The sequence below is a fragment of the Brevundimonas diminuta genome, from assembly GCF_039673845.1.
GTDB classification, from domain to species: domain Bacteria; phylum Pseudomonadota; class Alphaproteobacteria; order Caulobacterales; family Caulobacteraceae; genus Brevundimonas; species Brevundimonas diminuta_E.
Map to the genome: position 1 here is coordinate 119285 of NZ_JBDJMK010000008.1, position 24215 is coordinate 143499.

Below are 24215 nucleotides of genomic sequence, written 5' to 3' on the forward strand. Positions count from 1 at the left end.
GATGCGCGCCCTCCGTTCGCGCTCAAATCTGAGGCCAGTGGTGTTTTTCTGCCTCGGCGTCCTGACGGCCCTGCTCGGCATGGCGTTCGGCCTGTCGAACACGTCTCCTCAGTCCTTCGCCATACTGGCCATCTTCGCAGGCGTCGCGCTGGGAGCCTTCGCCGTGGCGGCGGTCATGCTTCGACCGGACGCAGCGAACGACAATTGAAAAACCGCGCGCCCCAAGAGGCGCGCGGCGCGATTTCCAGTTTTTCGCCCTCTATTCGGCGGCGAAGCAGTAGGCGTCGTCAGATGACGGCTCTACCGCCTCCCCTTCCCGCTCGTGCGCGGTCGTATCAACCGCCGACACCGTCCGCAGCAGAGATGGAAGCCACCCCTTGTCTTCCACCAGCCGCTCAGCGGCCTCGGCCATGTCGCCCTTTTTGAACCCGGCGATACGGGCGGCTTCCTCGGCGTTCGTCGCCTCCTTTACGGCTTCCAAAATACGCGCCTTGGACACCCGCGAGAAGTAGCTCGCAGCGGTCGCCGACCATGTCCCGGTCATGTCCAGACTGGTCACGGCCGCCAAGGCTTCGGCATGGGTCAGGGCGTCCGGTCTGCGGTCGTGGGGGTCGCGCACGGCGTAGAGGCCGACACCCGCGCAACATGCCATCAGGTCCAGCAGATCGGCGCGGCTCATGGACGCCAGGACCGCCCACAGATCGCTCGCCTCTTCGGGCAGACGCACGCCCCAGGCCTCCAGCCGATCCGCCACGCGACGACCGGCCGGACCGTCGCTGACGCCCGGTGCCAGTCTTTCGAGCCCTGTAACGCTCAGCCGAAGCTGCAGCGGCGTCCAGACGCCCCACGCCGGATAGAAGACCTGCAGGGCCAGCGCATGAACCACCACCGTCAGGGCCACCTTGGCGTCCGCCTGAATCGCATCGCGAAGCCCCATGGTGCGGTGTGCCGTCAGGTCGACGATCAAACGGTCGGACAGGGGCGCGGGGCCGTCCTCCGGCACCGACGCCCGAACGGGCGCCGCTGCTTCGGCGTCTTCTCCGTCCTGCTCCGACGCCGTCCAGCTTTCAGAGGCCTCCGGATCGGCGGATCGCGCGTTCGCCGCGTCCTCAGACCTGACCAGACCCCGCTCGAAGCGGGCCAGACCGTCATAACCCAATAGCACCATGACCCCGGCTCGCGCCCTCGCCTCTGGCGCGTAATCGAAGTCCGGACCGAAAGCCTGAAGCGCTCTGTCGATCTCTTCCAGTCGCGCATCCACCTCCGGCGACAGGCCCTCCCCGGCGTCCGTACCCGAGACGAGCCGATCATATTCCTCCGACAGGGCCGCGATCTCGGCGGCATTCGTCTCCGACCGAACCACCTCGACCGGATAGACCCGGCCCAGGGCCGAAGCCTCGGCATAATCAGAGCCGACCTCGGCCCATTTCCAGCCCTCGCGCTGTCGCGCCTCCTCGGCCAGACCGGTCAGCTTCTCGGCCACCAGATGATCCAGAAGGGCCGGGTCTTCCAGCCAACCCTCGCCGTCCTCGGTGAAGAGATCACGCAGGACGGCGCCGCCTTCGGCCTCATAGGCGCTCAGCCCCACGAAGCGGACGCGGCGATCATCCACCGGGACCTTGGCCTCGGTCATGGCCCGCCGGATCGCATAGACCGGCCTGTACTCGCCCATCTGATCGAAAACCTGCCGCTGCCGGTCCTGATCGGCGCTGACGCAGAAGGCCATGAGTTGGTCCAGCGTCAGGGTCCCGTCCCGATAGGCCGCCATCAGTTCCGGCGCCGCCGCGCCGAGCCGCAGCCTTTGCCGCACCACATGGGCCGACACCCCGAACCGGGCGCCGATCTCTTCCGGACCGTAGCCCTTCTCCTCGGCCAGCTTCCGGAAGGCCTCGAACTGGTCGGCGGGGTGCATGGCCTCACGCGTGATGTTCTCGTCGAGGCTGATTTCATGGGCGTCATTCAGGGTGTCGACCGTCACCTTCACCGGATGGGTGCGCTTGATCGCCTTGCGTCTGGCGAGCAGCCGCAACGCCGTCCGCCGCCCCTCGCCGATGGTGACGCGGTAGTTGCCCGTCGCAACGCCGTCCTGACCGCGTTCGATCTCGACCACAGGCGGCTGCAATACCCCCTTGACCCTTATGGACGCCGCCAGCGCCTCGATAGCCTCCTGAGAGTGCTTCACCTTTCGGGCGTTCCGGGGCGAGGCCTTCAGCCGGTTCAGCGGGACCACGATCTCCGCGCCGTGAAGCGGTTCCGGAACCGCCGTATCACAGAGGTCCGGGGCGGCGGCGTCAGCCGCCGCCAGAGCGAAAGTCTGGATGGAATGAGCAGTCATGTCTGCCTCCTCTGGGCAAGGGTTGCAGGCACGCGGAAGGCGCGCCTGAAACTCTGCCCGTCGGCGAGACCGGGGTAGCAAGGGCCAGGACGGAACGGCCGGAGGGGGATCGCCCGACCTGCACAAGCCTGGAAATCTGAAGGCTATGAACCTGTGCCGGCGCGGAAGGTCGGGGAGACCGGCCGGTCCGGCGGCGCAGCCGCGCATCCTGGCCCGCGCGAGGGCGGAGCCCTTAGATATGCGGCGCCACAGGCGCCGCTATCGGCGAGTTCGGCGGCGTCTGCAGGTCAGGCCCGGATTCTCACCGAGACGGGGCAATGGTCCGACGGGTGGTCATCTTCCGGCGCGTCGTAGACGTATTCCTCAAAGGAATCCGGCTCGATCCGGGCGGCCGCTTCACGTCCGGCGACGATATGGTCGATGAACTCGCGATATCGGGCCTTGCACCCGGCCGGACGGCCGCCCGCCGTCTGGACAAGCGCCGCCGCAGCCGGGTCGCCATCATTGATTTCGGAGTAGAAGGCGTCGTTTCGGCTGGCGATCCACCGGTTCCAATCCCCGAGAACGACGAACGCCTCGCCGGCCCGCGCCCGGCTGTCGATCCAGCCTTCCAGGACAGGGGCCTGGCCGAACAGGACGGGGCAATCGGGATCGGAAGCCGCGCGTCCGGAGTTGCAGCCGGACTTCAGGTGGACAGCCAGGAGACGAAGCGGGCGGTCGCGCCAGACCGTGATGTCCACGCCCCAGCGCAGATTGGGATTGCCGAGCGCTAGCGCCGAAAGGTCCTCATTCCGGCGCCAGGCCACGCCCTTGCGGACGGCGAAGCCGACCGACTGGTTCTGGATGTTGAGACCCGGCTTGCCGCGCCATCGCCGCCCGCCCCGCTCGACGAGCACGAAGAAAAGGCGATGTCGTACTTGGCCGGATCGAAGACCCTTCGCGCAGCCGCCTCGCTCTGGACTTCCTGGAAGGCGATCACATCGGCGTTCAGCGCATCCGCATGTCGGCGCAGGAGGGCGTAGTCCGCCTCAGTGCGGGGTCGGCACCCTTCCCCGTCCTTCTCAGCTAGGTGCTCGATGTTCCAGGTCGCCACCTTGAGCGAACCCGCCGGCGGCGGCGAAGGCATGCCAGCGCAGGCGGACAGGAAAATAGCGGCGCTAAGGGCCAAGGAGATTTGGATCTTCATTCCCGCATTCCTAAGCGCGACCTTAGCCAGCGCAAAGCCTGGAACAGATCGTCGATCAAGGATCGCGAGTTTGCAGCGTTCGGATCCGCTCACATCGAAGTCCTGCGTCGATGCGTCGACCCGCAGCCTGTCGGACGCAAACCTGACGGCTGGTCGTTTCGTCTGCCTTCGCCTTCGATTCCCATAGGCTTTTTAGGAGAGCGACGATGAACCGGTCCGACCCTCCGCTGACGCGGTCGATCAGAAAGGCGCAGCTGCTTCAGATGGTGCCCCTAGCGGACAGCACCATCTGGGAAATGGAACAGAGGGGCGAGTTCCCTAAACGCTTCCTCCTCACGCCGCGCTGCGTCGTCTGGGATCTGGCCGAGGTCGAAGCCTGGCTCGCTTTGCGGCGGCGACGGCCGATCCGCCCCGCGCCGCCGCCCGATGTCCGCAAACGCATATCCCGGCCCGTCAGGGACGCGGATCGAAACGGAATCCTGCCGTTTCAGGGATAGAGAGCACGGGGGTCCATGACCGCCCTGCTTCCCAGGCGTCGACGGCGTTGGACCACTGCTGCGCCATGTGCCGGCGCTGCGCCTCGAACTCCGCCTTGTTGTAGACGCTCCGCGATGATCGCTCCTCGTGCGCGAGGCATTTCTCGATCCAGTCCGAGTTGAAGCCCATCTCGTGCAACAGGGTCGAGGCCGTTCTGCGCAGGTCATGGACAGTGAAGGGCTCCAGCGGCAGGTCCTGCTCCCGGGCGCGCTCAGCGATGGCCATGGTGACCCGGTTGAAGGTCGCCCGGGACATGGGCGCGTCGGCGTCGTAGCGCGACGGCAGGATGTAGCGGGAGTTTCCCGAACAGGTCTTCAGGGCCACCAGGATGTCGAGCATCTGGGTCGACAGATAAACGTTGTGGGGGCGCGACCGCTTCATCCGCTCCTTCGGGATCGACCAGACCGCATTCTCAAAATCCACCTCGTCCCAGGTCCCGTCCTGCAACTCGCTCTTGCGGACCATGCTCAACAGGATGAACTTCAGTCCCAGGCGGATCGTCGGCAGGGTGGCCACCTCCGCCAGCAGCCCGAGCATGATCCGGATCTCGGACGGCGACAGCGACCGGTCACGGGGACGAAAGCGCGCGATCGCTGCCGGCGCCACCCCGTCGGCTGGATTATCGATCTTCTCGCCATGGAGAATAGCCCAGGCGTAGATCTGCTTGACGATGTCTCGCACATGGATGGCCGTCGCCGGAGCGCCCCGCTCCACGATGGACTTGCAGTGGGCGCGCAGATCATCCGGCGTGATCTCGCCAAGCAGCCGGTTGCGCCATTGCGGCAGGACCTCCCGGTTGAAGATGGACCGCCGCATGTTGCGCGTGCTGTCCGCCATGGGCGCCTCGTCCATCCACTTCTGCGCCACATGAGCGAAGTCGCAGGCTTCCCGGAGCCGCCTCTTGGCGCGCTGCTTCTCCAGAGCCGGCGACACGCCTTCGGCGATCATCCGCTTGGCTTCGATGAGCTTCTCCCGGGCCCTGGCGAGCGACAGGCCGGTCAGCCCGTAGGATCCGAAGGTGACTGTCTCGCGCCGCCCGTTGAACCGGTAGTCGTACTTGAAGGCGATGCCTCCTGACGGTGTTACGAGCACGTAAAGACCGTCCCTGTCGGTCTTTTTATACGCCTTTGATTTTCCTCGCGTATTCCTAAGTTCTGCGTCGGTAAGCATGCCATTTCCCCTTCCAAAAGACCGTCAGGCGTTTTCGGGGTCCTCCGCGGCCATTTTTCTCTAACAATTCAAAAACTTGCTTCGAGAAAAAGACCGTCAGGACGCCCTGGATGGGGTGACGGTATGAATCAGGGGCGGGTGAGGCAACGGGCGTGAGACCGTCAGGAAAGCCGTCATCACAAAAAAGAGACCCTCCGAAGGGCTTCGAAGGGTCTCGTCAAAATTCACTTTTACGTCAGTGACTTATCGGCATTTTCGAAAGCGACGTCGAAAGACTCCGAAGGGGCTGAATTATTCCCACTCAATGGTGCCCGGCGGCTTCGAGGTCACGTCGTAGACGACGCGGTTGACGCCGCGGACTTCGTTGATGATGCGCGTGGCGGTCTTGGCCAGGACGTCCCAGGGGAACTGGTAGAAGTCAGCCGTCATGCCGTCGGTCGAGGTGACGGCGCGCAGGGCCAGCACCTTTTCATAGGTGCGGGCGTCGCCCTGGACGCCGACCGTCTTGACCGGCAGCAGCACGGCGAAGGCCTGCCAGATGTCGTCGTACAGGCCCGCCTTGCGGATTTCGTCCAGATAGATGGCGTCCGCATCCTGAAGCGTGGCGACCGCCTCCGGCGTGATCTCGCCGGGGATGCGGATGGCCAGGCCCGGTCCGGGGAACGGATGGCGGCCGACGAAGGCGTCCGTCAGACCCAGTTCGCGGCCGAGCGCGCGGACCTCGTCCTTGAACAGTTCGCGCAGGGGCTCGACCAGCTTCAGCTTCATGAAGTCCGGCAGGCCGCCGACATTGTGGTGGCTCTTGATGACGTGCGAGGGGCCGCCCGTCGGGGACACGCTCTCGATCACGTCGGGGTAGAGGGTGCCCTGAGCCAGGAAGGCGGCGCCTTCGATCTTGTTGGCCTCGCGGTCGAACACCTCGATGAAGACGCGGCCGATGGTCTTGCGCTTGGTTTCCGGGTCGGAAATCCCGGCCAGTTCGCCGAGGAAATCCTTAGACGCATCAACGTGCACCAGCGGGATGTTATAGTGCTCGCGGAACAGGGTCGTGACCTGATCGGCCTCGCCCTTGCGCATCAGGCCGGTGTCGACGAAGACGCAGGTCAGCTGGTCGCCGATGGCTTCGTGGATCAGCACAGCGGCGACCGATGAGTCGACCCCGCCCGACAGGCCGCAGATGACCTTGGCGTCGCCGACCTGTTCGCGGATCTTGGCGATCTGCTCGTCCCGATAGGCGGCCATGGTCCAGTCGCCGGTCAGGCCCGCCACGCCGTGGGTGAAGTTCTTCAGCAGCTGGGCGCCGCGCGGGGTGTGGACCACCTCCGGGTGAAACTGCACGCCGTAGATCTTGCGCGTCTCATCGGCGATGGCGGCGAAGGGCGCGCCTTCCGAGGTGGCGATGACGTGGAAGCCTTCCGGCAGGGCCGTCACGCGGTCGCCGTGGCTCATCCAGACCGGCTCGCGGTGGTCGATGGCGCCGATGCCCGCGAACAGGGGGCTGTCCTTGGTGATGACGATCTCGGCGCGACCGAACTCGGCGTGGTGGCCGCTCTCGACCTTGCCGCCCAGCTCGGCGCAGATCAGCTGCTCGCCGTAGCAGATGCCCAGGATCGGCGCGCCATAGTCGAAGACGGCGCGGTCGACGCGCGGGCTGTCGGCATCGGTCGTCGAGTTCGGGCCGCCCGACAGGATGATGGCCTGCGGCTGCATCGCCTTCAGGGCTTCGCCAGCCTTGTTGAACGGATGGATTTCACAATAGACGCCGGCCTCGCGCAGGCGGCGCGCGATCAGCTGCGTCACCTGACTGCCGAAATCGACGATGAGCACCTTCTGGTGTTGGGTCGGCTGGGTCATGAGGTCGAATCCGGGGCGAGCGATTGGGCGAGGGTTTGGCCCTGAAGGGCCGGAATTTCAAGGGCGGAGAGGCCTGAGTTCGTCAGCACCGCGATCAGGCCGTCCACGGCCCGGGCCAGGTTCTCGTCCACCAGATGCAGGGTCGAGGTCCAGTCGTGCAGGCCCGTCAGCTCGGCCTTGCCGTCCGACACCCCGCGCAGCGCGACCAGCGGCAGGCCGAAGGTCTGGGCCGCGCGGACCAGCGCCCACGTCTCCATGTCCACCATCTCGGCGTCGATGGCGTCATAGGCGGCGCCCGAGACGACGTTCCCGCCGGTCGACAGGGGCGCGCTCGGCACGTCAGGGATGGGGCACGGCAGCGGCAGGACGGCGGGCATGTCCAGCAGCGGCGTCACCCCCTTCTCGAACCCCAGAGCGCTGGCGTCCATGTCGCGATAGGCCACCGACGACGCCTGATAGACCGCCGCGTGATCCAGCACACGCGACCCGCACGACCCCAGCGACAGAATCAGGTCCGGCGTCTCTCCCCTAGCCTCCAGCCGCGACAGCGCCGCCGTCAGCGCCACCGCCCCCTCGACCGGCCCGATGCCGGTCATCAACGGGTCGATGCGGGCGCGCAGGTGTTCGCCATACTCGGCAGGCGCCGCCATCACCGGCAGGACGGTGACGGCGCCGTAGCGCTCCAGCCTCATGAAACGCGCTCATAAAGGGCGATGAAGAAGCCGTCCGTGCCGGTCGCGGCGGGCGACAGGCGCAGGCGATTCCCTTGCGCCAGCGCGGTCAGGCGCTCGCGCCCCGCCCCGGTCAGGTCCGCGCTGTGCGCCGCGTCGGCGACGGGGACCGGCTTGAAGCTCGGATGCGCGGCCTCGAAGGCGGCGGCGGTCGCCTCGTTCTCGGCGCCCAGCACCGAGCAGGTGACATAGGCCAGACGCCCGCCCGGCCGCACCAGCTTCGTCGCCTGCCCCAATATCCGCAGTTGCAGCGCGTGTAGGCGCGCGACTTCCTCAGCCGTCAGGCGCCAGCTGTCCTCCGGCCGACGCCGCCAGGCGCCCGAGCCCGAGCACGGCGCATCGACCAGCACCACATCGGCCTGGCCGTTCAGATCCTCGACCCCGCCGCCGTTCGTGCCCAGCAGGCGCAGGTCGGCCTCGACGCCCGCGCGCGCCAGTCGCGGCTTCACATTGTCCAGACGCTTGGCCGAGACGTCGCAGGCGATCAGCGCCCCCTGCCCCTGCATGGCCTGCACCAGACCCAGCGTCTTGCCGCCGCCGCCCGCGCAGTAATCCACCACCGTCGCGCCGGGGAAGGCGCCGGACAGCCAGCCGACGACCTGGCTGGCCTCGTCCTGAATCTCGAAATGACCGTTCTGGAAGCCGTCCAGCGGCTGCACGTTCGGCGCAGGCTCGGCGTCCAGACGGAGGCCCCAGCCCGACAGCTCCGTGCGCTGGGGCGACAGACCGGCGTCGCGCAGCTCGGTCTCGACCTCTTCAATCGTGGCGCGCAGGCTGTTGACGCGCAGATCGACCGGCGCGCGGCCGCCCAAGGCTTCGACCTCTTTACGCCAACGGTCGCCGTGAACGGCCTTCAAGTCCGCTGTCACGAAGTCTGGCAGGGCGACCTCGGCCAGATCGACCGCGTCTTCGCCAGCCATGACGCGGCCGCGCTCGTGCTTGGACAGCGGGCGCGGGCCATAGCCTTCGCCGTTATAGAGGCCTTCGATTTCTTCCAGCGTCGCGCCGTCCAGCAGCGACAGGGCGCCGACGATCAGGGCGCGTCCGTCCTGACGCCCGCCCATGAAGGCCGACAGGCGGCCCCGCGCGCGCAGCACCTGATACACGCGCTCGGCGATGGCGCGGCGGTCGCCCGAACCGGCATAGCGGTTCTGCTGGCTCCAGGCCTTGAGCACGGCATCAGCGGGCTGGCGGCCTTGGGAAATGCTGTCGATGATGGCGGCGGCGGCGGCCAGACGGGCGGCTGGGGTCAAATCAGACTCGGATGAAAAGGGCCAGAAGGCACAGCGCCAGTCCCGCGAGCGAGACCAGCCAAACCAGCGACCGGATATAGGGAACGCCCAGGGCGTACAGCGGGATATAGGCGACGCGCGCCCAGAAGTAGAGGCCTGCGCCCCACGCCGTCAGCGCGCCGGTCCGATCGGCGACCTGGGCGATCAGCACGGCGCCGATGAACAGCGGCAGGGTCTCGAACAGATTGGACTGCGCCCGCTCCAGACGGCCGACGATGGGGCTTTTGGCTTCGGGCGTTTCGTCCCGCGCCCCGGCGTTCCACGACAGGCCGAACTCGCGCGTCCGGGCGAAGGCGGGCAGGAAGACCTGCACCAGGGCCAGCACCAGCGTCGCCGCCAGCCAGGTGAGTTCAGTCGTCACGCCGGTCTCCCTTTTCCAGTCCAATACTCGCTCATCCCGGCGAAGGCCGGGATCCAGATGCAAACGCGCCGCCTGACGGGCTCAGTGTCCGAACACATGACCTTGCACCCTACAATCTGGGTCCCGGCCTTCGCCGGGATGAGCGGCGGATTATGCACTCAAAACAAAACCGCTCCCGGCCGGGGCCGGGAGCGGATCAGGTCAGCCCTGACGATAGTTGGGCGCCTCGCGCGTGATCATCACGTCGTGGACGTGGCTTTCACGAAGGCCCGCATTGGTGATGCGGACAAAACGCGCGCGTTCCTGGAAGTCCGGGATGGAGGCGCCGCCGACATAGCCCATCGAGGCGCGCAGGCCCCCGACCAGTTGGTGCACCACCGGGGCGATCGGGCCCTTGTAGGCGGTCTGACCCTCGATGCCTTCGGGGACCAGCTTCTCGGACGAAACTTCCTTCTGGAAGTAGCGGTCGGCCGAGCCGCGGGCCATGGCGCCCACCGAGCCCATGCCGCGATACGACTTGTAGGACCGGCCCTGGTACAGGAAGACCTCGCCGGGGCTTTCGTCGGTCCCTGCGAACATCGAGCCCATCATGGCGACATTGGCGCCCGCCGCGATGGCCTTGGCCAGATCGCCCGAGAACTTGATGCCGCCGTCGGCGATGACCGAGGCGCCCGTGCCTTCCGCCGCGCGGGCGGCGTCGACGATGGCCGTCAGTTGCGGCACGCCTACGCCCGCGACGATGCGGGTGGTGCAAATGCTGCCCGGCCCGATGCCGACCTTCACCGCATCGGCGCCCGCGTCGATCAGGGCGCGCGTGGCGTCATAGGTGGCGACGTTGCCGGCGATGATCTGGACGCGGTTGTTCTCGCGCTTGATGCGCTCGACCACCTGGGCGACCGAGGCCGAGTGGCCGTGGGCGGTGTCGATCACCACCACGTCCGCGCCCGCATCGGCCAGCGCCATGGCGCGCTCGAACCCGGCGTCGCCGACGGTCGAGGCGGCGCCGACGCGCAGGCGGCCCTGCTCGTCCTTGCAGGCGTTGGGGAAGGCCTGGGCCTTCTGGATGTCCTTCATGGTGATCAGGCCGACGGCGCGATAGGCGTCGTCCACCACGATGACCCGCTCGATCTTGCGGGTGCGCAGCAGCTCGCGCGCCGCCTCGCGCCCGGCCGAACCTTCGCGCAGGGTGATCAGCTCGCCGGTCGTCATCAGATCGGCGGCCTTGAGGTTCAGGTCCGTCTCGAAACGCATGTCACGGTTGGTCAACATGCCGACCAGCTTGCCGGTCTTGGGATCGACCACGGGGAAGCCGGTGATCTTCTTGCGCTCGACGATCTGGAGGACTTCGCCCAGCGTCGTGTCGGGGGCGACCGTGACCGGGTTCACCACCATGCCGCTTTCATAGCGTTTGACGGCGCGGACCTCTTCGGCCTGCTCCTCGATGGTCATGTTCCGGTGCAGCACGCCCATGCCGCCCGCCTGCGCCATAGCGATGGCCAGGCGGCTTTCCGTCACCGTGTCCATGGCGGACGACAGCAGCGGGATGTTCAGTTTGATTTCGCGTGTCAGCTGGGTCGAGACATCGACATCAGCCGGCATGACCTCGGACGGACCGGGTTCGAGCAAAACGTCATCGAAGGTTAGGCCTTCGCGTATCTCCATTTGGAGCCTCCATTTTGCGGGCCGCGTATAGCCCCCGTTGGCAGGGAACCGCAACCCCAAGCCCGCGCTATCGTCCATATAAGAGAAATTGCCTTGAAACGGACGGGCAGAGGCCGCATTTACCGCGAATGGTTCGCATCTTGATCACCACAGCGCGACAGCTCGCCCTCAAGATCGCGAGCTATGGAGTCATGCACCTGATCGTGGCGATCCTGGTGGCCTTCGCCCTGACGCGCGACTGGCGGGTGGCGCTGGCGGTCGGGGTGGTCGAGCCGATCTTCCAGACCATCGCCTATTCGATCCACGACCGCGTCTGGCACCGGGTCGAGCGCCGCAAGATGCTGTCCGGCGTCGAGGAGACGGCCGAGGCCTTCACCGCCCGTCTGGAGGTCATGGACGCGCATGAGCAGAATCGCGCCCACAACCATCATGGCGGACACGGCCACAGCCACGCCCTGCCCCGCAACCTGAAGCAGGTGGCGCTGAAGACCGTCACCTATGGCCTGATGCATTTCACCGTGGCGGTTCTGGTGGCCTTCGCCCTGACGCGCGACATCCGCATCGCCCTGGCCATCGGCACGATCGAGCCACTGGTGCAGACGGTGTTCTTCACCCTGCACGACCGCATCTGGACGCGGATCGAGGCGAAAAAAGCCGCCCGTCGCGCGGCTGCAGAGGCCGAAAGCGCGTCGGCCTGACCTGCGCCCGGCGCCACGCTCTACAAACACGCCGTCATCCTCGGGCTTGACCCGAGGATCCAGAGCGGCAGCGCGCTCATCCTTGCCCACGTCACGCAGACTGAAGGCTGGATCCTCGGGTCAAGCCCGAGGATGACGGCAGTTATTTTGGTGGGAAGGAAGACAGAGAGCCAGCGCCCCTACCGCTTGTTCAGCGCCACCAGAAACACCTCGGCGCTGCCCTTACGGCTCGATTCGGGCTTCACGTATTTCACCGTCTCGAACTCTTCACGCAGGCGCGTCAGCACCCCGCCCGCGTCGCCGCCCTGAAAGTTCTTCGACACGAAATTCCCGCCCGGACGCAGGGTCCGGATGGCGAAGTCGGCCGCGATCTCGATCAGGGCGATGATCTTCAGGTGGTCCGTCTGGCGATGGCCAATGGTGTTGTGCGCCATGTCCGACAGCACCAGATCCGGCGGCCCGCCGATGGCGTCCAGCATCTGCTGATCCACGCCCGGATCGGTGAAGTCCGCCTGAATCAGCGTCGCGCCCGGAATCGGCTCGATCATCAGCAGGTCCACGCCCGCCACCGCCGCCGCGCCGCGATCCAGCGCCACCTGCACCCAGCCGCCCGGCGCCGCGCCCAGGTCGATGACCCGCGAGCCGCGCCTGATCAGGCGGAACTTGTCGTCGATCTCCATCAGCTTGAAGGCCGCGCGGCTGCGCCAGCCCTCGGCCCGCGCGCGGTCGGACCATTCGTCCGACAGCTGACGCTTGATCCACGCCTGACTGGACAGGGTCTTCTTGTCGGCCGTCTTGATCTTCTGGCCGACCTTGCGGCCCGAGGCCGTGCCGCCCGTAGGCAGACGCACCATGCGGCGGCGTTCCTGCGGCTTGTCGGCGGGCTTTTCGTCTTCACTCATGCTTCCCACATAGCCCTGACGGCGTTCAGCCGCTATGACCCGCGCACAATTCCGGCTCGCATAACCTCAAGGAGCGCACGATGGCCGACCAAACCCTGACCTTCACCCTGGACACCGGCGACGGCGAAGACCGCAACGTCGTCATCAAGCTGCGCGACGACCTGGCGCCGAACCACGTCAAGCAGATCACCGATCTGGCCAAGGAAGGCTTCTACGACGGCGTGGTCTTCCACCGCGTGATTCCGGGCTTCATGGCCCAGGGCGGCGACCCGACGGGCACCGGCACCTCGGGCTCGAAGAAGCCGAACCTGAAGCAGGAGTTCTCGAAGGAGCCGCACGTCCGCGGCGTCTGCTCCATGGCCCGCACCGCCAACCCGGACAGCGCCAACTCGCAGTTCTTCATCTGCTTCGACGACGCCCGCTTCCTGGACGGCCAGTACACCGTCTGGGGCGAAGTGATCGAAGGCATGGATCACGTCGACGCCCTGCCGAAGGGCGAACCGCCCCGCGCTCCGGGCAAGATCGTCAAGGCGACCGTCGCCTAAGGACGAAGTTTCAGCGGCGGGGGATCAGTCCCCCGCCCACCACCGCATAGACACCCCGTCAAAGGTCCGGCCCCCGACCTTCAGCCTGCCTTTCAGGACCACGCCCTGATCGCCCAGGTTGCGCCGCGCCTTCGCCAGCGCATCCGGGTCCAGCCTTCCCTCGAACGACACCGCGCCCAGATCGCGCGACCGCGCCTCAAAGCGCACATGGTCCTCGGTCACGTCATAGGCCGTCGGAATCAGCCGCGTGCGCCGTGCCTCATCCCCCGCCGCGAACTCCAGCATGATCGGCGCATAGCCCGCCGTCCGCGCCCCGTCGCGCCAGCTCATGAAGTCGGGAACCTGCCCCATGAACAGGTGATGCAGCCGCCAGTCGCCGACCTGCACCGCCGTCGTGGGGATATAGTAGCCCGACACATCCTCAGGCAGATCATGGGTGAAGGCCGACGCCTGCGCCGCTTTATCGGGCGCAGCGCCACGCTCGCAGGCGGCCAGCATCAGCGCCAGCGCCGCCGCCAGCAGAACCGGAACCGCCCTCACGGCAGCTGAATCAGAGCGGACAACCAGCCCATGTCCTGCAGATGCTCGACCGACTCGAACAGCGGCACGGCCAGCAGGAAGACCAGCCCGTCGCGCAACGTCGTCAGAAAGAACTGCGGCCGCACCTCCAGACTGTCGGCGTCGCGCCATTTGGAAAAGTCCGGCCCGAAACGCGGCGTCCGCGCACAATAGTCCGCATAGGTCTGACCGAATGCGCCCGCCAGCCACGCTTCTTCGCGCTTCACCGTGGCGTAGAAGACCGCAACCGTCAGCAACAGGAAGACCGTCGCCAGCGTCACGCTGCCCGTCTGCGCGCCCACGCCGAACGCCCCCATGAAGCTGAACACATACAGCGGGTTACGGCTGATCGAATAGGGACCGCGGTCCACGATCTCGGCCTTCTTGCGCCCGCCGATATACAGCGAGCACCACGCCCGCCCGACGATGCAGATGACGATCAGGCCCAGACCGAACGCCTCCAGCCCTTCGTGCAGCATGGTCTCGCCGCCGATCGACCGGCTGATGAAGGCCAGTCCGACCACGCCGATCAAGCCAGCGAGCAACGCCGCCTTGCGCAGCTTCTGCACCCGTTGAAGGTCAAATCCTTGCGTCGCCGACATCTGTGTTTCCTCGACTGATGTCCTGCGACAGAACGCCGCCCTGACGGCGCTTTCAAGGCTTAAAATGATCGCCCTTCTCGCCGCGGCTTCCCCACTCCGTCATCCCGGAAGCCCGCAGGGCTATCCGGGACCGCAAGAGGCGCCCACGCCGAACGACTACGCCTTTGGCGGTCCCGGCTCTTCGCTCCGCTGCGGCCGGGATGACGGCGGTTACTGATCCAGCCAGCGATCCAGCACGCGGAACCCGCCGATGGCCAGTTCGGTCGCGTCCTGGAACACCGCCGGATTGACCTTGTCGAAGGTGTCGCTGGGGCGGTGATAGTCCGGGTGATAGTTCACCCCGAAATACAGGAACGGCAGCCCTGCGCGGTGGAAGGCGGCATGGTCCGACGCCTCGACCCAGTTGTCGGCGCCCTTGTCCTCCGGCGTGTCCTTGCCGAAGGCGAAGGCGACGTTCCGGCGCGCCGGAACCTGATCCAGCACCGGGCGGAAATAGGGATGCTGATACGTCCCCGTCACCCACAGCTTGCCGTCGCTGTCGGCCCGCGCCGTCATGTCGAAGTTCAGGTTCATCGAGATCGCGTGCAGCGGCACCGGCGGGGCTTCGACAAAGTGCTTGGCGCCCAGCAGCCCCCGCTCCTCGCCGTCCACGGCCACGATCAGGACGCTGTGCTCGGGCGGGCTGGCCTTCAGCCGTCTGGCCAGCTCCAGCATCGTCGCCACGCCCGAGGCGTTGTCGTCCGCGCCGTTGTAGATCTGGCCCTCATTGACGCCGACATGGTCATAGTGGGCCGTCACCACGATGTATTTGTCGGCGACGCGCGTGCCGGGGATCATGCCGATGATGTTGGTCCCGTTATAGGTCTTCGTCCCCTCGCGCGTGCGGCCCAGCGCCTCCCACGGCTGCAGTCGGCCCATCGGCGACGGCTGAACGCCCAGCGCCTCCAGCCGCGCCACGATATAGTCGCGCGCCTTGGCCCCGCCCTCGGACCCGGTGTCGCGCCCCTGCATGTCGTCGGCCGACAGGATGCGCAGGTCGTCCATCAACTGAGCGTAGTCGCCCGATGGCGCCGCCTCGACGGCAGGCGTCTCGACCACAGGCGCGGGCGTCGTCTCACAGGCGCCCAGCGTCAGAGCGGCGGCGATCACGGACAGGCTGGCGAGGACAGGACGCATGGACGGCTCCGGCAGGATTCTTTGAGGCGCGACGCTAGCGGCCCCCGGCCGCCGCGTCAGATTACGTTTCTGTCATGCCGCGTCTGCCATCAAAGTCGGGGGATGATAAGGAACCGTTCCGCCTTTGCCGACTTCCTGCGATTCTCATGTCCGACCTTCTCACGCCCGTCGAAACCTTGACCGAAGCCCAGGCGCGCGAAGAGCTGGAGCGCCTGTCGGCCGAACTGTCGCGCCATGACGCCCTCTACTACGCCGACGCCGCGCCCGAGATTTCCGACGCCGACTATGACGAACTGAAGCGCCGCGCCCTCGACATCGAGACCCGCTTCCCGGCCCTGTCCAGCCCCGTTTCCCCGTCCCAGCGCGTCGGCGCCCCCGTCTCCACCCAGTTCGCAGAGGTCCGCCACGGCGTGCCCATGCTGTCGCTGGACAACGCCTTCAACGACGCAGAGGTGCGCGACTTCGTCGCCCGCATCGCCCGCTTCCTGAAGCTGCCGGGCGACGAACCCATCGCCTTCGTCGCCGAGCCCAAGATCGACGGCCTCTCGGCCAGCCTGCGCTACGAAAAGGGCGTGCTGGTTCAGGGGGCCACGCGCGGCGACGGCAAGACGGGCGAGGACGTGACCGCCAATCTGCGCACGCTGGACAGCATCCCCCAGACGCTGAGCGGCTCCGGCTGGCCCGACGTCATCGAGATCCGGGGCGAGGTCTACGCCCCCAACGCCGCCTTCGACGTCTTCAACGCGGCGGCAGAGGCGGAAGGGCGCCGCACCTACGCCAACCCGCGCAACTTCGCCGCCGGGTCGCTTCGCCAGAAAGACCCGAAGATCACGGCCCTGCGCCCCCTGACCTTCTTCGCCTACGCCTGGGGCGAGACCTCCGCCCCGTTCGCGGAAACGCAACATGGCGCGCTGGAGGCCTTCCGCAGCTGGGGCTTTCAGGTCAACGACCGCTCCGCCCGGGTCGAGGGCGCCGACGGCCTGATCGGCGTCTATCAGACGCTGGAGGCCGACCGCAGCCGCCTCGGCTACGACATCGACGGCGTGGTCTATAAGGTCGACCGTCTGGATTGGCAGCAACGCCTCGGCTTCATCGCCAGAAGCCCAAGATGGGCTATCGCCCACAAGTTCCCGGCGCAGCAGGCTACGACCGTGCTGGAAGGCATCGACATCCAGGTCGGCCGCACCGGCTCCCTGACGCCCGTCGCGCGCCTGCACCCCGTCACCGTCGGCGGCGTCGTGGTCCGCAACGCCACCCTGCACAACGAGGACGAGATCGCCCGCAAAGACGTCCGCATCGGCGACACCGTCGTCCTGCAACGCGCCGGCGACGTCATCCCCCAGATCGTCGGCGTGGTCGAAACCCTGCGCCCCGACGACGCCCAGCCCTACATCTTCCCCACCGCCTGCCCCGTCTGCGGCTCCGAAGCCGTGCGCGAGGGGGATGAGGTCAAGCGCCGCTGCACCGGCGGCCTGATCTGCGACGCCCAGATCGTCGAGCGCCTCAAGCATTTCGTCAGCCGCCGCGCCTTCGACATTGAAGGGCTTGGCGAAAAGCAGTTGATCGCCTTCCACACGCGCGGCTGGATCAAGGAGCCCGCCGACATCTTCCGCCTCGCCCGCGATGAGGAGAAGCTGGCCCTGCTGCGGGCCGAGGACGGCTATGGCGAGACCAGCGTCGGCAACCTGATCGCCGGGATCGACGCGCGCCGCGTCATCTCCCTCGACCGCCTGATCTTCGGTCTGGGCGTGCGCGAGATCGGCGAGCAGACCTCTCTGGTGCTGTCGCGCGCCTTCGGCAGCTGGACCGCCTTCCGCGACGCCTGCATGGCCGCCGCAAACGGCCTCGCCAGCGACGACTGGAAATCGCTGGCCGCGACCCACGCCATCTCCACCCGCGTTCTGGGCCTGATGGCCGACGCCCGCCCCGCTGCCGACGATCCGTGGCCCGAGGCGCCGATGGATCAGAAGATCGCCCTCGCCTTCCCCGGCATGGCCGCGCCCGCGCGCCGCTCGCTGGCGGAAATCTCTAACGGTTGGTCCGACCTGACGCGCTGGGCCGCTATCGCGCGCAACGAAGGCCCCTCCGACATGCTGAACCAGATCGCGGGCGTCTCCGGCGTCGGCCCGGTCGCCGCCGAGGCTCTGGCCCACTTCTTCCACGAGCCGCACAACCTTCAGGTCGTCGACGCCCTGCTGGCCGAACTTGAGCGCGTCGAGGACGTGGCCGCCCCCACGACCGACAGCCCCGTGGCGGGCAAGACCGTCGTCTTCACCGGCTCGCTGGAACGCTTCACCCGCGACGAAGCCAAGGCCCGCGCCGAAAGCCTCGGTGCCAAGGTCAGCGGCTCTGTCTCCAAGAAAACCGACTACGTCGTCGCCGGGCCCGGCGCCGGATCCAAGCTGAAGGACGCCGAAAAACACGGCGTCGCCGTCCTGACCGAGGACGAGTGGCTGACCCTCATCGCCTGAAATATGATCTCGTAATGCACGCCGTCGCCATCGACTTCGAAACCGCCAATGAGCAGCGGGCCAGCCCCTGCTCCATCGGCCTGGCCTGGATCAACGACGGCGTTATCGAGTCCGTCGAGCATCACTACATCCGCCCGCCGGGGATGCGTTTCGCCAGCTTCAACATCGCCTTCCACGGCATCGGCCCCGAACAGGTCGAGGACGCCGAGGAATTCCCCGCCGTCCTGGCCGCCATCGCCCCCCGTCTCGAAGGCCGCACCGTGCTGGCCCACAACGCCGCCTTCGACGTCAGCGTCATCCGCAACACCTGCGACCACTATGGCCTGACCTATCCCGAATTCGACTACCTCTGCACCGTCAAGCTGGCCCAGATCAGCTGGCCCGAGTTCCCCTCGCACAAGCTGAACAACGTCTGCGCCGAACTGGGCGTCGCCTTCCGCCACCACGACGCGGCCGAGGACGCCTTCGCCTGCGCCTCCGTGGCTCTGGCGGCGGCGCAGGTGCATCAGGCCGCCGACTGCCGCGCCCTGGCCGACGCCAGCCGCCTGACGCCCGGCCGCATCTGGCGCGACGGCTACACCCCCTGCTCCAACGCCGGAACCCGCCCCCGCCGCGCGCGCGGCGGCTGATCCCGCGCTTCCTTCCCACTTTCTGGGAAAGAAGAAACCCGCCCGAATCCATCGCCTTAGGCGCAGCCGGCGCACAAAACCTTCCCTAACGTCATGTAATCATTGAGTGAAGTTCACAATTTCGGCCTTGTTTCGCGCCCAAACGCGGATCGACCTTCGCTCCAGGATCGTTCAAACGGTCCATCATAAGGAAAACGCCGATGAAGACCTCCGTCCTGACGGCGCTCGCCGTCGCCGCCGCCGCCCTCGCCACCCCCGCCCTCGCCAGCGACCCGACGGGTCTGTGGCAGACCCCGACCAACGGCGGTACGGCGCTCGCCGTCGCCGCCGCCGCCCTCGCCACCCCCGCCCTCGCCAGCGACCCGACGGGTCTGTGGCAGACCCCGACCAACGGCGGTCAGGTCCGCATCGAACGCTGCGGTCAGGCCCTGTGCGGCACGCTCGTCACCTCCAGCCACATCCGCGCCAATCCGGACGTGAAGGACCAGCGCAACAAGGATGAATCCCTGCGCAACCGTCCTCTGCGCGGCATGCAGATGCTGTCCGGCTTTACCGGCGGCCCGACCGAATGGCGCGGCGGCTCGGTCTACAATCCTGAGGACGGCGGCACCTATCGCGGCACCATCACCCTGACCAACGACAACACCCTGCGCCTGCGCGGTTGCATCGTCGCCCCCCTGTGCAAGACCCAGACCTGGACCCGCGTCCAGTAAGCTTGATTGGCGTGAGTGGCGCTCGCACCCTTTCACTCCCGCTCATCCCGGCGGACGCCGGGACCCAGTGCTTTGGCTTCAAGCACATTGGTCAAGTGCGGAGCGCGGGGTTCTTACTGTGTCCGGGCGTCCGCCGGGATGAGCGGATGGTTCAGATCAGACTGGCCACAATGGACAGGATGGTCGCCGTCGCCACCGCATTCAGCGCCATGCCCAGGCTAGCGAAGGCGCCCGCCGTCGGGTCCACCTGAAACGCCCGCGCCGCCCCGAAACCGTGCGCCGACACCCCGACCGCAAAGCCCCTCGCCCGCCAGTCCCTGATCTTCAGCAGGTTCAGCAGCGGCGTCGCCGTCATCGCCCCGAACACCCCTGACATCAGCACGATCACCGCCGCCAGCGCCGGTATGCCCCCCAGTTGAGAGGCCACCGCCATCCCCACCGGCGTCGTCGTGGCGCGCGGCGCGATGGAGGCCATGATCTCAGCCGGCGCCCCGAACAGCCAGACGATGCCCACCGCGCTGACGATGGCCGTCACGGCCCCCGCCAGCAGGGCGCAGGCCAGCGGTTTCGCCAGCCGCCAGATCGTCGCCCGCTGCGCCCAGATCGGCACGGCCAGCCCCACCACCGCCGGTCCCAGCAGGAAGCCCAGCACCTGCGTCGCCTCGGCGTAGGTCGCATAGGGCGTCTTCGTCACCAGCAGCACCCCGATCAGCACCGGCGTCGCCAGCAGCACCGGATGGCACAGCGGATGGCGCCCGCTGCGCCGCGACAGGATGTCTGCCGCCTCGAACACCACCAGCGTCACCGCCAGCCACAGCAGGGGCGTCGCGATCAGACCGCTCACGACACGCCCCCGTCTTCGCCGTCCGGCTCCGCCCGCCCCGCCACGGCGCGGAACACCAGCGCCGTCACCGCCAGCGTCAGCTGGGTCGAGACCGCCACCGCCACGACGATGCCGACGCCATGGCGCGACAGGATCGCCCCCTCCTCCATCACCCCGACGGCGGCGGGCACGAACATGATCGACAGATGCGCCGTCAGCCAGCCCGTCACCTGCGTCAGCGTCAGCCGCTCCCTCGGAACAAGGGCCAGCCACGCCAGCAGCAGCACCATGCCGATCACCGACCCCGGCAGGGGCAGGCCCGTCAGCCGGTGGATGACCTCGCCCGCCAACTGGCAGACGAGCAGCAGGGCGATGGCGCCGATCATCGGCCGGGCTTCTCCTTTACAGCGGCGCCGTCTGCGTCTTCAGCCAGGCCAGCGCCGCCTCGTCCTTCTGCACGCCGTCGGCCAGCAGAGGCCCGACCTTGGCCAGAACCTCGGCGTGATAGGCGTCCACGTAAGCCCGCTCGTCCGCCGTCAGCAGGGCCACGTCGATCAGGCGGCGGTCCAGCGGCGCCAGCGTCAACTGCTCGAACCCGTGCATCGGCCGCTCGCCGCCCGGGACCTGCGCCGGTGCCGTGACGACCTGCAGCGTCTCGATACGGATGCCCCACTCGCCCTCGCGGTAATAGCCCGGTTCGTTCGACAGGATCATGCCGGTCAGCAGCGGCTGATCCGTGCCCCATCCGGCGATGCGCTGCGGTCCCTCGTGAACGCCCAGATACGACCCGACGCCGTGACCGGTGCCGTGATCGAAGTCGAAGCCCGCGTTCCACAGCGGCTGGCGCGCGATAGCGTCCAGCTGACGCCCGCTGGTCCCGGCCGGGAAGCGGATCACCGCCATGGCGATGTGGCCCTTCAGGACCAGGGTGAACATCCGGCGCTGATCCGCCGTGCCCTCGCCGATCGCCATGGTGCGGGTCACATCCGTGGTCCCGTCCAGATACTGACCGCCGCCGTCCACCAGCAGCAGCGAGCCCGCCTCCATCGGCCGGATCTTGGCCCCGACCGGCTTGTAGTGCGGCAGGGCGCCGTTCGGCCCGACCCCGGCGATGGTGTCGAAGGACAGATCCTTCAGCATCCCCGTAGCCTCGCGGAAGCCCTCCAGCGCCTCGACCACCGCCCGCTCGTCCGGCAGATCCTTCTGCGCCACCGTATCGACCCAGTGCAGGAAGCGCGTCAGAGCCGCGCCGTCGCGGATGTGCGCCTGACGGCTGCCTTCGATCTCGACGGCGTTCTTCTGGGCGCGCGGCAGGGCGCAGGGGTCCATGCCGCGCACGATGCTGGCGCCCGCCGCCTCCAGCCGGTCGAAATACCAGGCCGAGGACACGGCCGGATCGATCATCACCTTGCGCCCCGACAGGGCGTCGAGCGCGCCCGGCAGCGCCTCAGGCGCCTCCAGCGTCACGGCGTCGCCCAGCCAGCCGGGCAGTTCGTTCGTCACCTTGGCCGGTTCGAGGAAGACGCGGGCCGTCCCATCCGCCTTCACCACCGCCTGACCCAGCGGCAGCGGCGTGCGGATCACATCGCCGCCGCGAATGTTGAACAGCCAGGCCAGCGACGACGGCGCCGTCAGCACGGCGGCCTCGGCCCCGGCGTCGGCGATGGCCTTGCCGATGCGGGCGCGCTTGGACGCGGCGTCCTCGCCGGAATAGCGATCCTCATGCGGGACCACCGGCGCCTGCGGCTGGGCCGGGCGAGCGTCGCCCCAGGCCAGATCGATCGGATTGGCCTCGACCGGCTTCAGCGTCGCCCCGGCCTTCTCAACCGCCGCGCGCAGGCTGGTCAGCGCATCGGGGCTGTGCAGGCGCGGATCATAGCCGATCACCGAGCCCGATGGCACGGCCGCCAACCAGTCGGCCAGTTTGTTCAGCGGTTGACGCTCGAACAGGGCCTCGTCCGTCTGGGCCTTGGCCTGCACCGTATAGCGGCCGTCGACGAAGATCGCCGCGCGGTCCTTCAGCACCACGCCCGCCCCGGCCGAGCCGGTGAAGCCGCTGACCCAGGCCAGCCGCTCATTGGCGTCGGGCAGGTATTCATTCTGATGCTCGTCCTCGTGCGGGACCAGCAGGCCGTCGAGGCCCTGCCTGGCCATCTCGGCGCGGAGCAGAGGCAGGTGCTTGGCCCCGAAGGACGGATCGGTGGTTTCGTCGAATGTCTGGCGCATGAAAGCATCCGTATCATCTCCCTCCCCTTCATGGGGAGGGTGGTCGCGCAGCGACCGGGTGGGGAGGGCCAGGTGACACAGGTGCAACGCGTGAACAGTCCAAGCACCCCCACCCGACCTCGCCTTTGGCTCGGCCACCCTCCCCATGAAGGGGAGGGAGAATCTTGCGCCTACTTCTTGCGCAACTGCAGCGCGCTCCACGCATCATGATGGATCGTCTGCTCCACCACGAAGCCCAACGGCAGATAGGCCTCCAGCACCCGCTCCTCCTGCGTGCGCAGCAGGCCCGACAGGATAGCGACCCCGCCTGTCTTCAGCGCCGCGCCGATCTCAGGCGCCAGATGCACCAGCGGCGCGGCCAGAATATTGGCGAACACCAGATCATAGGGCGCGTGCTGCGCAATGCGTGCATCGCTCAGGCCATCGGCGAAATAGAAGTCGCATTTCGCGTCGTTGGTCACCGCATTCTCATTGGCGATCCGGGCCGAGGGTTCGTCGATGTCGGTGCCGACGGCGATGGGCGAACCGGTCTTCGCCGCTGCAATCGCCAGCACCCCTGTGCCGCAGCCCACGTCCAGCACCTTCTCGAAGCTTTCGGTCTTCAGCAGATTGTCGAACGCCTCCAGACAGCCGACCGTCGTGCCGTGGTGGCCGGTGCCGAAGGCGGCGCCCGCGTCGATCTTCAGATTGATCCGGCCCTCGGGGATCTTGCCCTGATCGTGCGCGCCGTAGACGAAGAAGCGTCCCGCCTCGACCGGCGGCAGGCCCGACAGGCTCATGGCCAGCCAGTCAGCGTCGGCCAGCTTCTCGACGATCACCTCCAGCCCCGGCGTGGCGCGCAGGATTTCGACCAGCCCGTCAACCTCTTCATCGGTCGTGGGAAAGGCGTCGATGCGCCAGATATTGCGGTCCTCATCCTCTTCCAGGATCGAGTAGGTGGCGCCCTCCAACAGGGGGTTGGCGTCGATGGCGGCGGCGGCGGCCTCGGCCGGGGCGCGGTCGCCGCGCGCGATCACCTGAACTGCGGATTCGGACATTTCTTAAACACCGTTATAATAACGAATCGCCAGTGCGGGCTTGGTTCTCACGTCCGCGTCCAACGAGGGGTCGGGGAGTTTATGGCCAAAGCACCGTCTGAAACGAAACCTGCCGCGAAAGCGGCCTCCGCCGCTTCCAAGCCGAAACCGGCGACAAAGTCGAGCGCAACAGCGACAAAAGCTGACGCAAAACCCAAGGCCGCGCCCAAGGCTGTGAAGGCGCCCGCCGCCGCAAAGGCCCCGGCGAAGGCGTCTGCAAAGGCTGCGGCCCCGGCGTCGACCAAGGCCGCCGCGCCCAAGGCGGCCGCCAAACCCGCCGTCAAGGCCACGACCAAGGCGGCTTCGACCAAATCGACCGCCGTAAAGGCCACGGCGGCGGCAAAGGCACCGGCCGCCAAGAAACCCGCAGTCAAGGCCACGGCGACCAAGACGGCCGCCCCCAAGAAGGCCGCTGCTCCCAAGAAACCCGCCGCGCCCAAGGCGGCCGTCGCCCCGGCGGCGCCCGCGCCCGTAACGCCCGCTCCGGTAGCCGAGGCCAAGCCGGCGCCGAAGCCGGAACCGGTCGTGGCCGCCGCGCCGACGCCTGCCGCGCCGCCGGTGCAACCCGCTGCGCCCGCCGCCGCCCCGGCCGAACCGGTCAAGCCGGTCGAGGCGCCGGTCCCGCCCAAGAAGAAGGGCTTCTTCGCCCGCCTGTTCGGCTGGTGATC

Annotated in this window: 24 protein-coding genes; 8 read left to right on the plus strand and 16 right to left on the minus strand. The window is 67.6% G+C overall.

Annotated elements, in window-relative coordinates; genetic code table 11:
- The first annotated feature begins 1 nt into the window (after position 1).
- Positions 2-208 carry a hypothetical protein gene (locus ABE454_RS10310; protein ID WP_346531435.1) on the plus strand — a complete coding sequence of 69 codons (207 nt, stop codon included), beginning with the start codon at positions 2-4 and terminating at the stop codon, positions 206-208.
- 51 nt (positions 209-259) lie between these two features.
- Here ABE454_RS10310 and ABE454_RS10315 read toward each other — a convergent pair whose 3' ends face one another.
- Together ABE454_RS10315 and ABE454_RS10320 are read right to left on the minus strand one after the other, a co-directional pair.
- Positions 260-2335 carry a ParB/RepB/Spo0J family partition protein gene (locus ABE454_RS10315; protein WP_346531436.1) on the minus strand — a complete coding sequence of 692 codons (2076 nt, stop codon included), beginning with the start codon at positions 2333-2335 and terminating at the stop codon, positions 260-262.
- A 287-nt stretch (positions 2336-2622) separates the two neighbouring features.
- A complete protein-coding gene (locus ABE454_RS10320) occupies positions 2623-3231 on the minus strand; it encodes an endonuclease/exonuclease/phosphatase family protein (RefSeq protein WP_346531437.1) in 609 nt (202 codons plus the stop codon).
- 496 nt (positions 3232-3727) lie between these two features.
- Here ABE454_RS10320 and ABE454_RS10325 point away from each other — a divergent pair, with 496 nt between their 5' ends.
- Positions 3728-4018 carry a helix-turn-helix transcriptional regulator gene (locus ABE454_RS10325; protein WP_312444285.1) on the plus strand — a complete coding sequence of 97 codons (291 nt, stop codon included), beginning with the start codon at positions 3728-3730 and terminating at the stop codon, positions 4016-4018.
- Here the strand turns inward: ABE454_RS10325 and ABE454_RS10330 are convergent.
- The 6 genes from ABE454_RS10330 to guaB form a co-directional block, all read right to left on the minus strand.
- Entirely contained in the window at positions 3975-5228 is a 1254-nt protein-coding gene (locus ABE454_RS10330; RefSeq protein ID WP_346531438.1) for a tyrosine-type recombinase/integrase, read from the minus strand. The genes ABE454_RS10325 and ABE454_RS10330 overlap by 44 nt on opposite strands.
- A gap of 291 nt (positions 5229-5519) precedes the next feature.
- Complete coding sequence (gene guaA, locus ABE454_RS10335; RefSeq protein ID WP_346531440.1) at positions 5520-7082, minus strand: glutamine-hydrolyzing GMP synthase; 1563 nt, start codon at positions 7080-7082, stop codon at positions 5520-5522.
- Entirely contained in the window at positions 7079-7774 is a 696-nt protein-coding gene (locus ABE454_RS10340; RefSeq protein ID WP_346531442.1) for a 5'-methylthioadenosine/S-adenosylhomocysteine nucleosidase, read from the minus strand. The genes guaA and ABE454_RS10340 overlap by 4 nt, the downstream gene beginning before the upstream one ends.
- The gene (locus tag ABE454_RS10345) at positions 7771-9066 is read right to left on the minus strand and encodes an RsmB/NOP family class I SAM-dependent RNA methyltransferase (protein WP_346531444.1); all 1296 of its coding nucleotides are present in this window, start codon (positions 9064-9066) and stop codon (positions 7771-7773) included. The genes ABE454_RS10340 and ABE454_RS10345 overlap by 4 nt, the downstream gene beginning before the upstream one ends.
- Before the next feature lies 1 nt (position 9067).
- Positions 9068-9466, minus strand: coding sequence for an MAPEG family protein (locus ABE454_RS10350; protein WP_346531445.1), 399 nt, complete (start codon positions 9464-9466; stop codon positions 9068-9070).
- Positions 9467-9667: 201 nt separating this feature from the next.
- On the minus strand, positions 9668-11128 hold the full coding sequence (gene guaB, locus ABE454_RS10355) for an IMP dehydrogenase (RefSeq protein ID WP_346531447.1): 1461 nt from the start codon (positions 11126-11128) through the stop codon (positions 9668-9670).
- A 128-nt stretch (positions 11129-11256) separates the two neighbouring features.
- Here guaB and ABE454_RS10360 point away from each other — a divergent pair, with 128 nt between their 5' ends.
- Positions 11257-11826 (plus strand): DUF2061 domain-containing protein, encoded by a 570-nt coding sequence (locus tag ABE454_RS10360; RefSeq protein ID WP_346531449.1) that lies wholly within the window; start codon positions 11257-11259, stop codon positions 11824-11826.
- A 179-nt stretch (positions 11827-12005) separates the two neighbouring features.
- Here the strand turns inward: ABE454_RS10360 and ABE454_RS10365 are convergent, their stop codons facing one another.
- A complete protein-coding gene (locus ABE454_RS10365; RefSeq protein ID WP_346531451.1) occupies positions 12006-12728 on the minus strand; it encodes an RlmE family RNA methyltransferase in 723 nt (240 codons plus the stop codon).
- A gap of 80 nt (positions 12729-12808) precedes the next feature.
- Between ABE454_RS10365 and ABE454_RS10370 the strand changes: the two genes are divergently transcribed.
- Positions 12809-13273, plus strand: a complete 465-nt coding sequence (locus ABE454_RS10370; protein WP_087140057.1) for a peptidylprolyl isomerase — start codon at positions 12809-12811, stop codon at positions 13271-13273.
- Between the two features lie 24 nt (positions 13274-13297).
- Here the strand turns inward: ABE454_RS10370 and ABE454_RS10375 are convergent, their stop codons facing one another.
- From ABE454_RS10375 to ABE454_RS10385, 3 genes are all read right to left on the minus strand, one after another.
- The gene (locus tag ABE454_RS10375) at positions 13298-13813 is read right to left on the minus strand and encodes a hypothetical protein (RefSeq protein WP_346531453.1); all 516 of its coding nucleotides are present in this window, start codon (positions 13811-13813) and stop codon (positions 13298-13300) included.
- Positions 13810-14433 (minus strand): methyltransferase family protein, encoded by a 624-nt coding sequence (locus ABE454_RS10380; protein ID WP_346531455.1) that lies wholly within the window; start codon positions 14431-14433, stop codon positions 13810-13812. Before ABE454_RS10380 ends, ABE454_RS10375 begins: the two co-directional genes overlap by 4 nt.
- 210 nt (positions 14434-14643) lie before the next feature.
- Positions 14644-15609 (minus strand): M20/M25/M40 family metallo-hydrolase, encoded by a 966-nt coding sequence (locus tag ABE454_RS10385; protein ID WP_346531457.1) that lies wholly within the window; start codon positions 15607-15609, stop codon positions 14644-14646.
- Between the two features lie 146 nt (positions 15610-15755).
- Here ABE454_RS10385 and ligA point away from each other — a divergent pair, with 146 nt between their 5' ends.
- The 3 genes from ligA to ABE454_RS10400 all read left to right on the plus strand — a co-directional run bounded on the left by ligA (position 15756) and on the right by ABE454_RS10400 (position 19422).
- Positions 15756-18080: an NAD-dependent DNA ligase LigA gene (ligA, locus tag ABE454_RS10390; RefSeq protein WP_346531459.1), complete on the plus strand. Its 2325-nt coding sequence runs from the start codon at positions 15756-15758 to the stop codon at positions 18078-18080.
- A 14-nt stretch (positions 18081-18094) separates the two neighbouring features.
- Positions 18095-18709 carry a 3'-5' exonuclease gene (locus ABE454_RS10395; RefSeq protein WP_346531460.1) on the plus strand — a complete coding sequence of 205 codons (615 nt, stop codon included), beginning with the start codon at positions 18095-18097 and terminating at the stop codon, positions 18707-18709.
- Positions 18710-18909: 200 nt separating this feature from the next.
- Positions 18910-19422 (plus strand): DUF2147 domain-containing protein, encoded by a 513-nt coding sequence (locus ABE454_RS10400; RefSeq protein WP_346531463.1) that lies wholly within the window; start codon positions 18910-18912, stop codon positions 19420-19422.
- A 151-nt stretch (positions 19423-19573) separates the two neighbouring features.
- Here ABE454_RS10400 and ABE454_RS10405 read toward each other — a convergent pair whose 3' ends face one another.
- The 4 genes from ABE454_RS10405 to ABE454_RS10420 form a co-directional block, all read right to left on the minus strand.
- Positions 19574-20266 carry an LrgB family protein gene (locus tag ABE454_RS10405; protein ID WP_346531465.1) on the minus strand — a complete coding sequence of 231 codons (693 nt, stop codon included), beginning with the start codon at positions 20264-20266 and terminating at the stop codon, positions 19574-19576.
- Positions 20263-20631, minus strand: a complete 369-nt coding sequence (locus ABE454_RS10410) for a CidA/LrgA family protein (protein ID WP_346531467.1) — start codon at positions 20629-20631, stop codon at positions 20263-20265. Before ABE454_RS10410 ends, ABE454_RS10405 begins: the two co-directional genes overlap by 4 nt.
- A 16-nt stretch (positions 20632-20647) precedes the next feature.
- The gene (locus tag ABE454_RS10415) at positions 20648-22471 is read right to left on the minus strand and encodes an aminopeptidase P family protein (RefSeq protein ID WP_346531468.1); all 1824 of its coding nucleotides are present in this window, start codon (positions 22469-22471) and stop codon (positions 20648-20650) included.
- A gap of 170 nt (positions 22472-22641) precedes the next feature.
- The gene (locus ABE454_RS10420; RefSeq protein WP_346531469.1) at positions 22642-23508 is read right to left on the minus strand and encodes a 50S ribosomal protein L11 methyltransferase; all 867 of its coding nucleotides are present in this window, start codon (positions 23506-23508) and stop codon (positions 22642-22644) included.
- Between the two features lie 213 nt (positions 23509-23721).
- Here ABE454_RS10420 and ABE454_RS10425 point away from each other — a divergent pair, with 213 nt between their 5' ends.
- Positions 23722-24213, plus strand: a complete 492-nt coding sequence (locus tag ABE454_RS10425) for a hypothetical protein (protein ID WP_346531470.1) — start codon at positions 23722-23724, stop codon at positions 24211-24213.
- Positions 24214-24215 lie beyond the last annotated feature (2 nt).

Coding starts and splice junctions, on each gene's coding strand:
- ABE454_RS10310 (WP_346531435.1), top strand. CDS start 2: ATGCGCGCCCTCCGTTCGCGCTCAAATCTGAGGCCAGTGGTGTTTTTC.
- ABE454_RS10315 (WP_346531436.1), bottom strand. CDS start 2,335: ATGACTGCTCATTCCATCCAGACTTTCGCTCTGGCGGCGGCTGACGCC.
- ABE454_RS10325 (WP_312444285.1), top strand. CDS start 3,728: ATGAACCGGTCCGACCCTCCGCTGACGCGGTCGATCAGAAAGGCGCAG.
- ABE454_RS10330 (WP_346531438.1), bottom strand. CDS start 5,228: ATGCTTACCGACGCAGAACTTAGGAATACGCGAGGAAAATCAAAGGCG.
- guaA (WP_346531440.1), bottom strand. CDS start 7,082: ATGACCCAGCCGACCCAACACCAGAAGGTGCTCATCGTCGATTTCGGC.
- ABE454_RS10340 (WP_346531442.1), bottom strand. CDS start 7,774: ATGAGGCTGGAGCGCTACGGCGCCGTCACCGTCCTGCCGGTGATGGCG.
- guaB (WP_346531447.1), bottom strand. CDS start 11,128: ATGGAGATACGCGAAGGCCTAACCTTCGATGACGTTTTGCTCGAACCC.
- ABE454_RS10360 (WP_346531449.1), top strand. CDS start 11,257: ATGGTTCGCATCTTGATCACCACAGCGCGACAGCTCGCCCTCAAGATC.
- ABE454_RS10365 (WP_346531451.1), bottom strand. CDS start 12,728: ATGAGTGAAGACGAAAAGCCCGCCGACAAGCCGCAGGAACGCCGCCGC.
- ABE454_RS10370 (WP_087140057.1), top strand. CDS start 12,809: ATGGCCGACCAAACCCTGACCTTCACCCTGGACACCGGCGACGGCGAA.
- ABE454_RS10380 (WP_346531455.1), bottom strand. CDS start 14,433: ATGTCGGCGACGCAAGGATTTGACCTTCAACGGGTGCAGAAGCTGCGC.
- ABE454_RS10385 (WP_346531457.1), bottom strand. CDS start 15,609: ATGCGTCCTGTCCTCGCCAGCCTGTCCGTGATCGCCGCCGCTCTGACG.
- ligA (WP_346531459.1), top strand. CDS start 15,756: ATGTCCGACCTTCTCACGCCCGTCGAAACCTTGACCGAAGCCCAGGCG.
- ABE454_RS10395 (WP_346531460.1), top strand. CDS start 18,095: ATGCACGCCGTCGCCATCGACTTCGAAACCGCCAATGAGCAGCGGGCC.
- ABE454_RS10400 (WP_346531463.1), top strand. CDS start 18,910: ATGAAGACCTCCGTCCTGACGGCGCTCGCCGTCGCCGCCGCCGCCCTC.
- ABE454_RS10410 (WP_346531467.1), bottom strand. CDS start 20,631: ATGATCGGCGCCATCGCCCTGCTGCTCGTCTGCCAGTTGGCGGGCGAG.
- ABE454_RS10415 (WP_346531468.1), bottom strand. CDS start 22,471: ATGCGCCAGACATTCGACGAAACCACCGATCCGTCCTTCGGGGCCAAG.
- ABE454_RS10420 (WP_346531469.1), bottom strand. CDS start 23,508: ATGTCCGAATCCGCAGTTCAGGTGATCGCGCGCGGCGACCGCGCCCCG.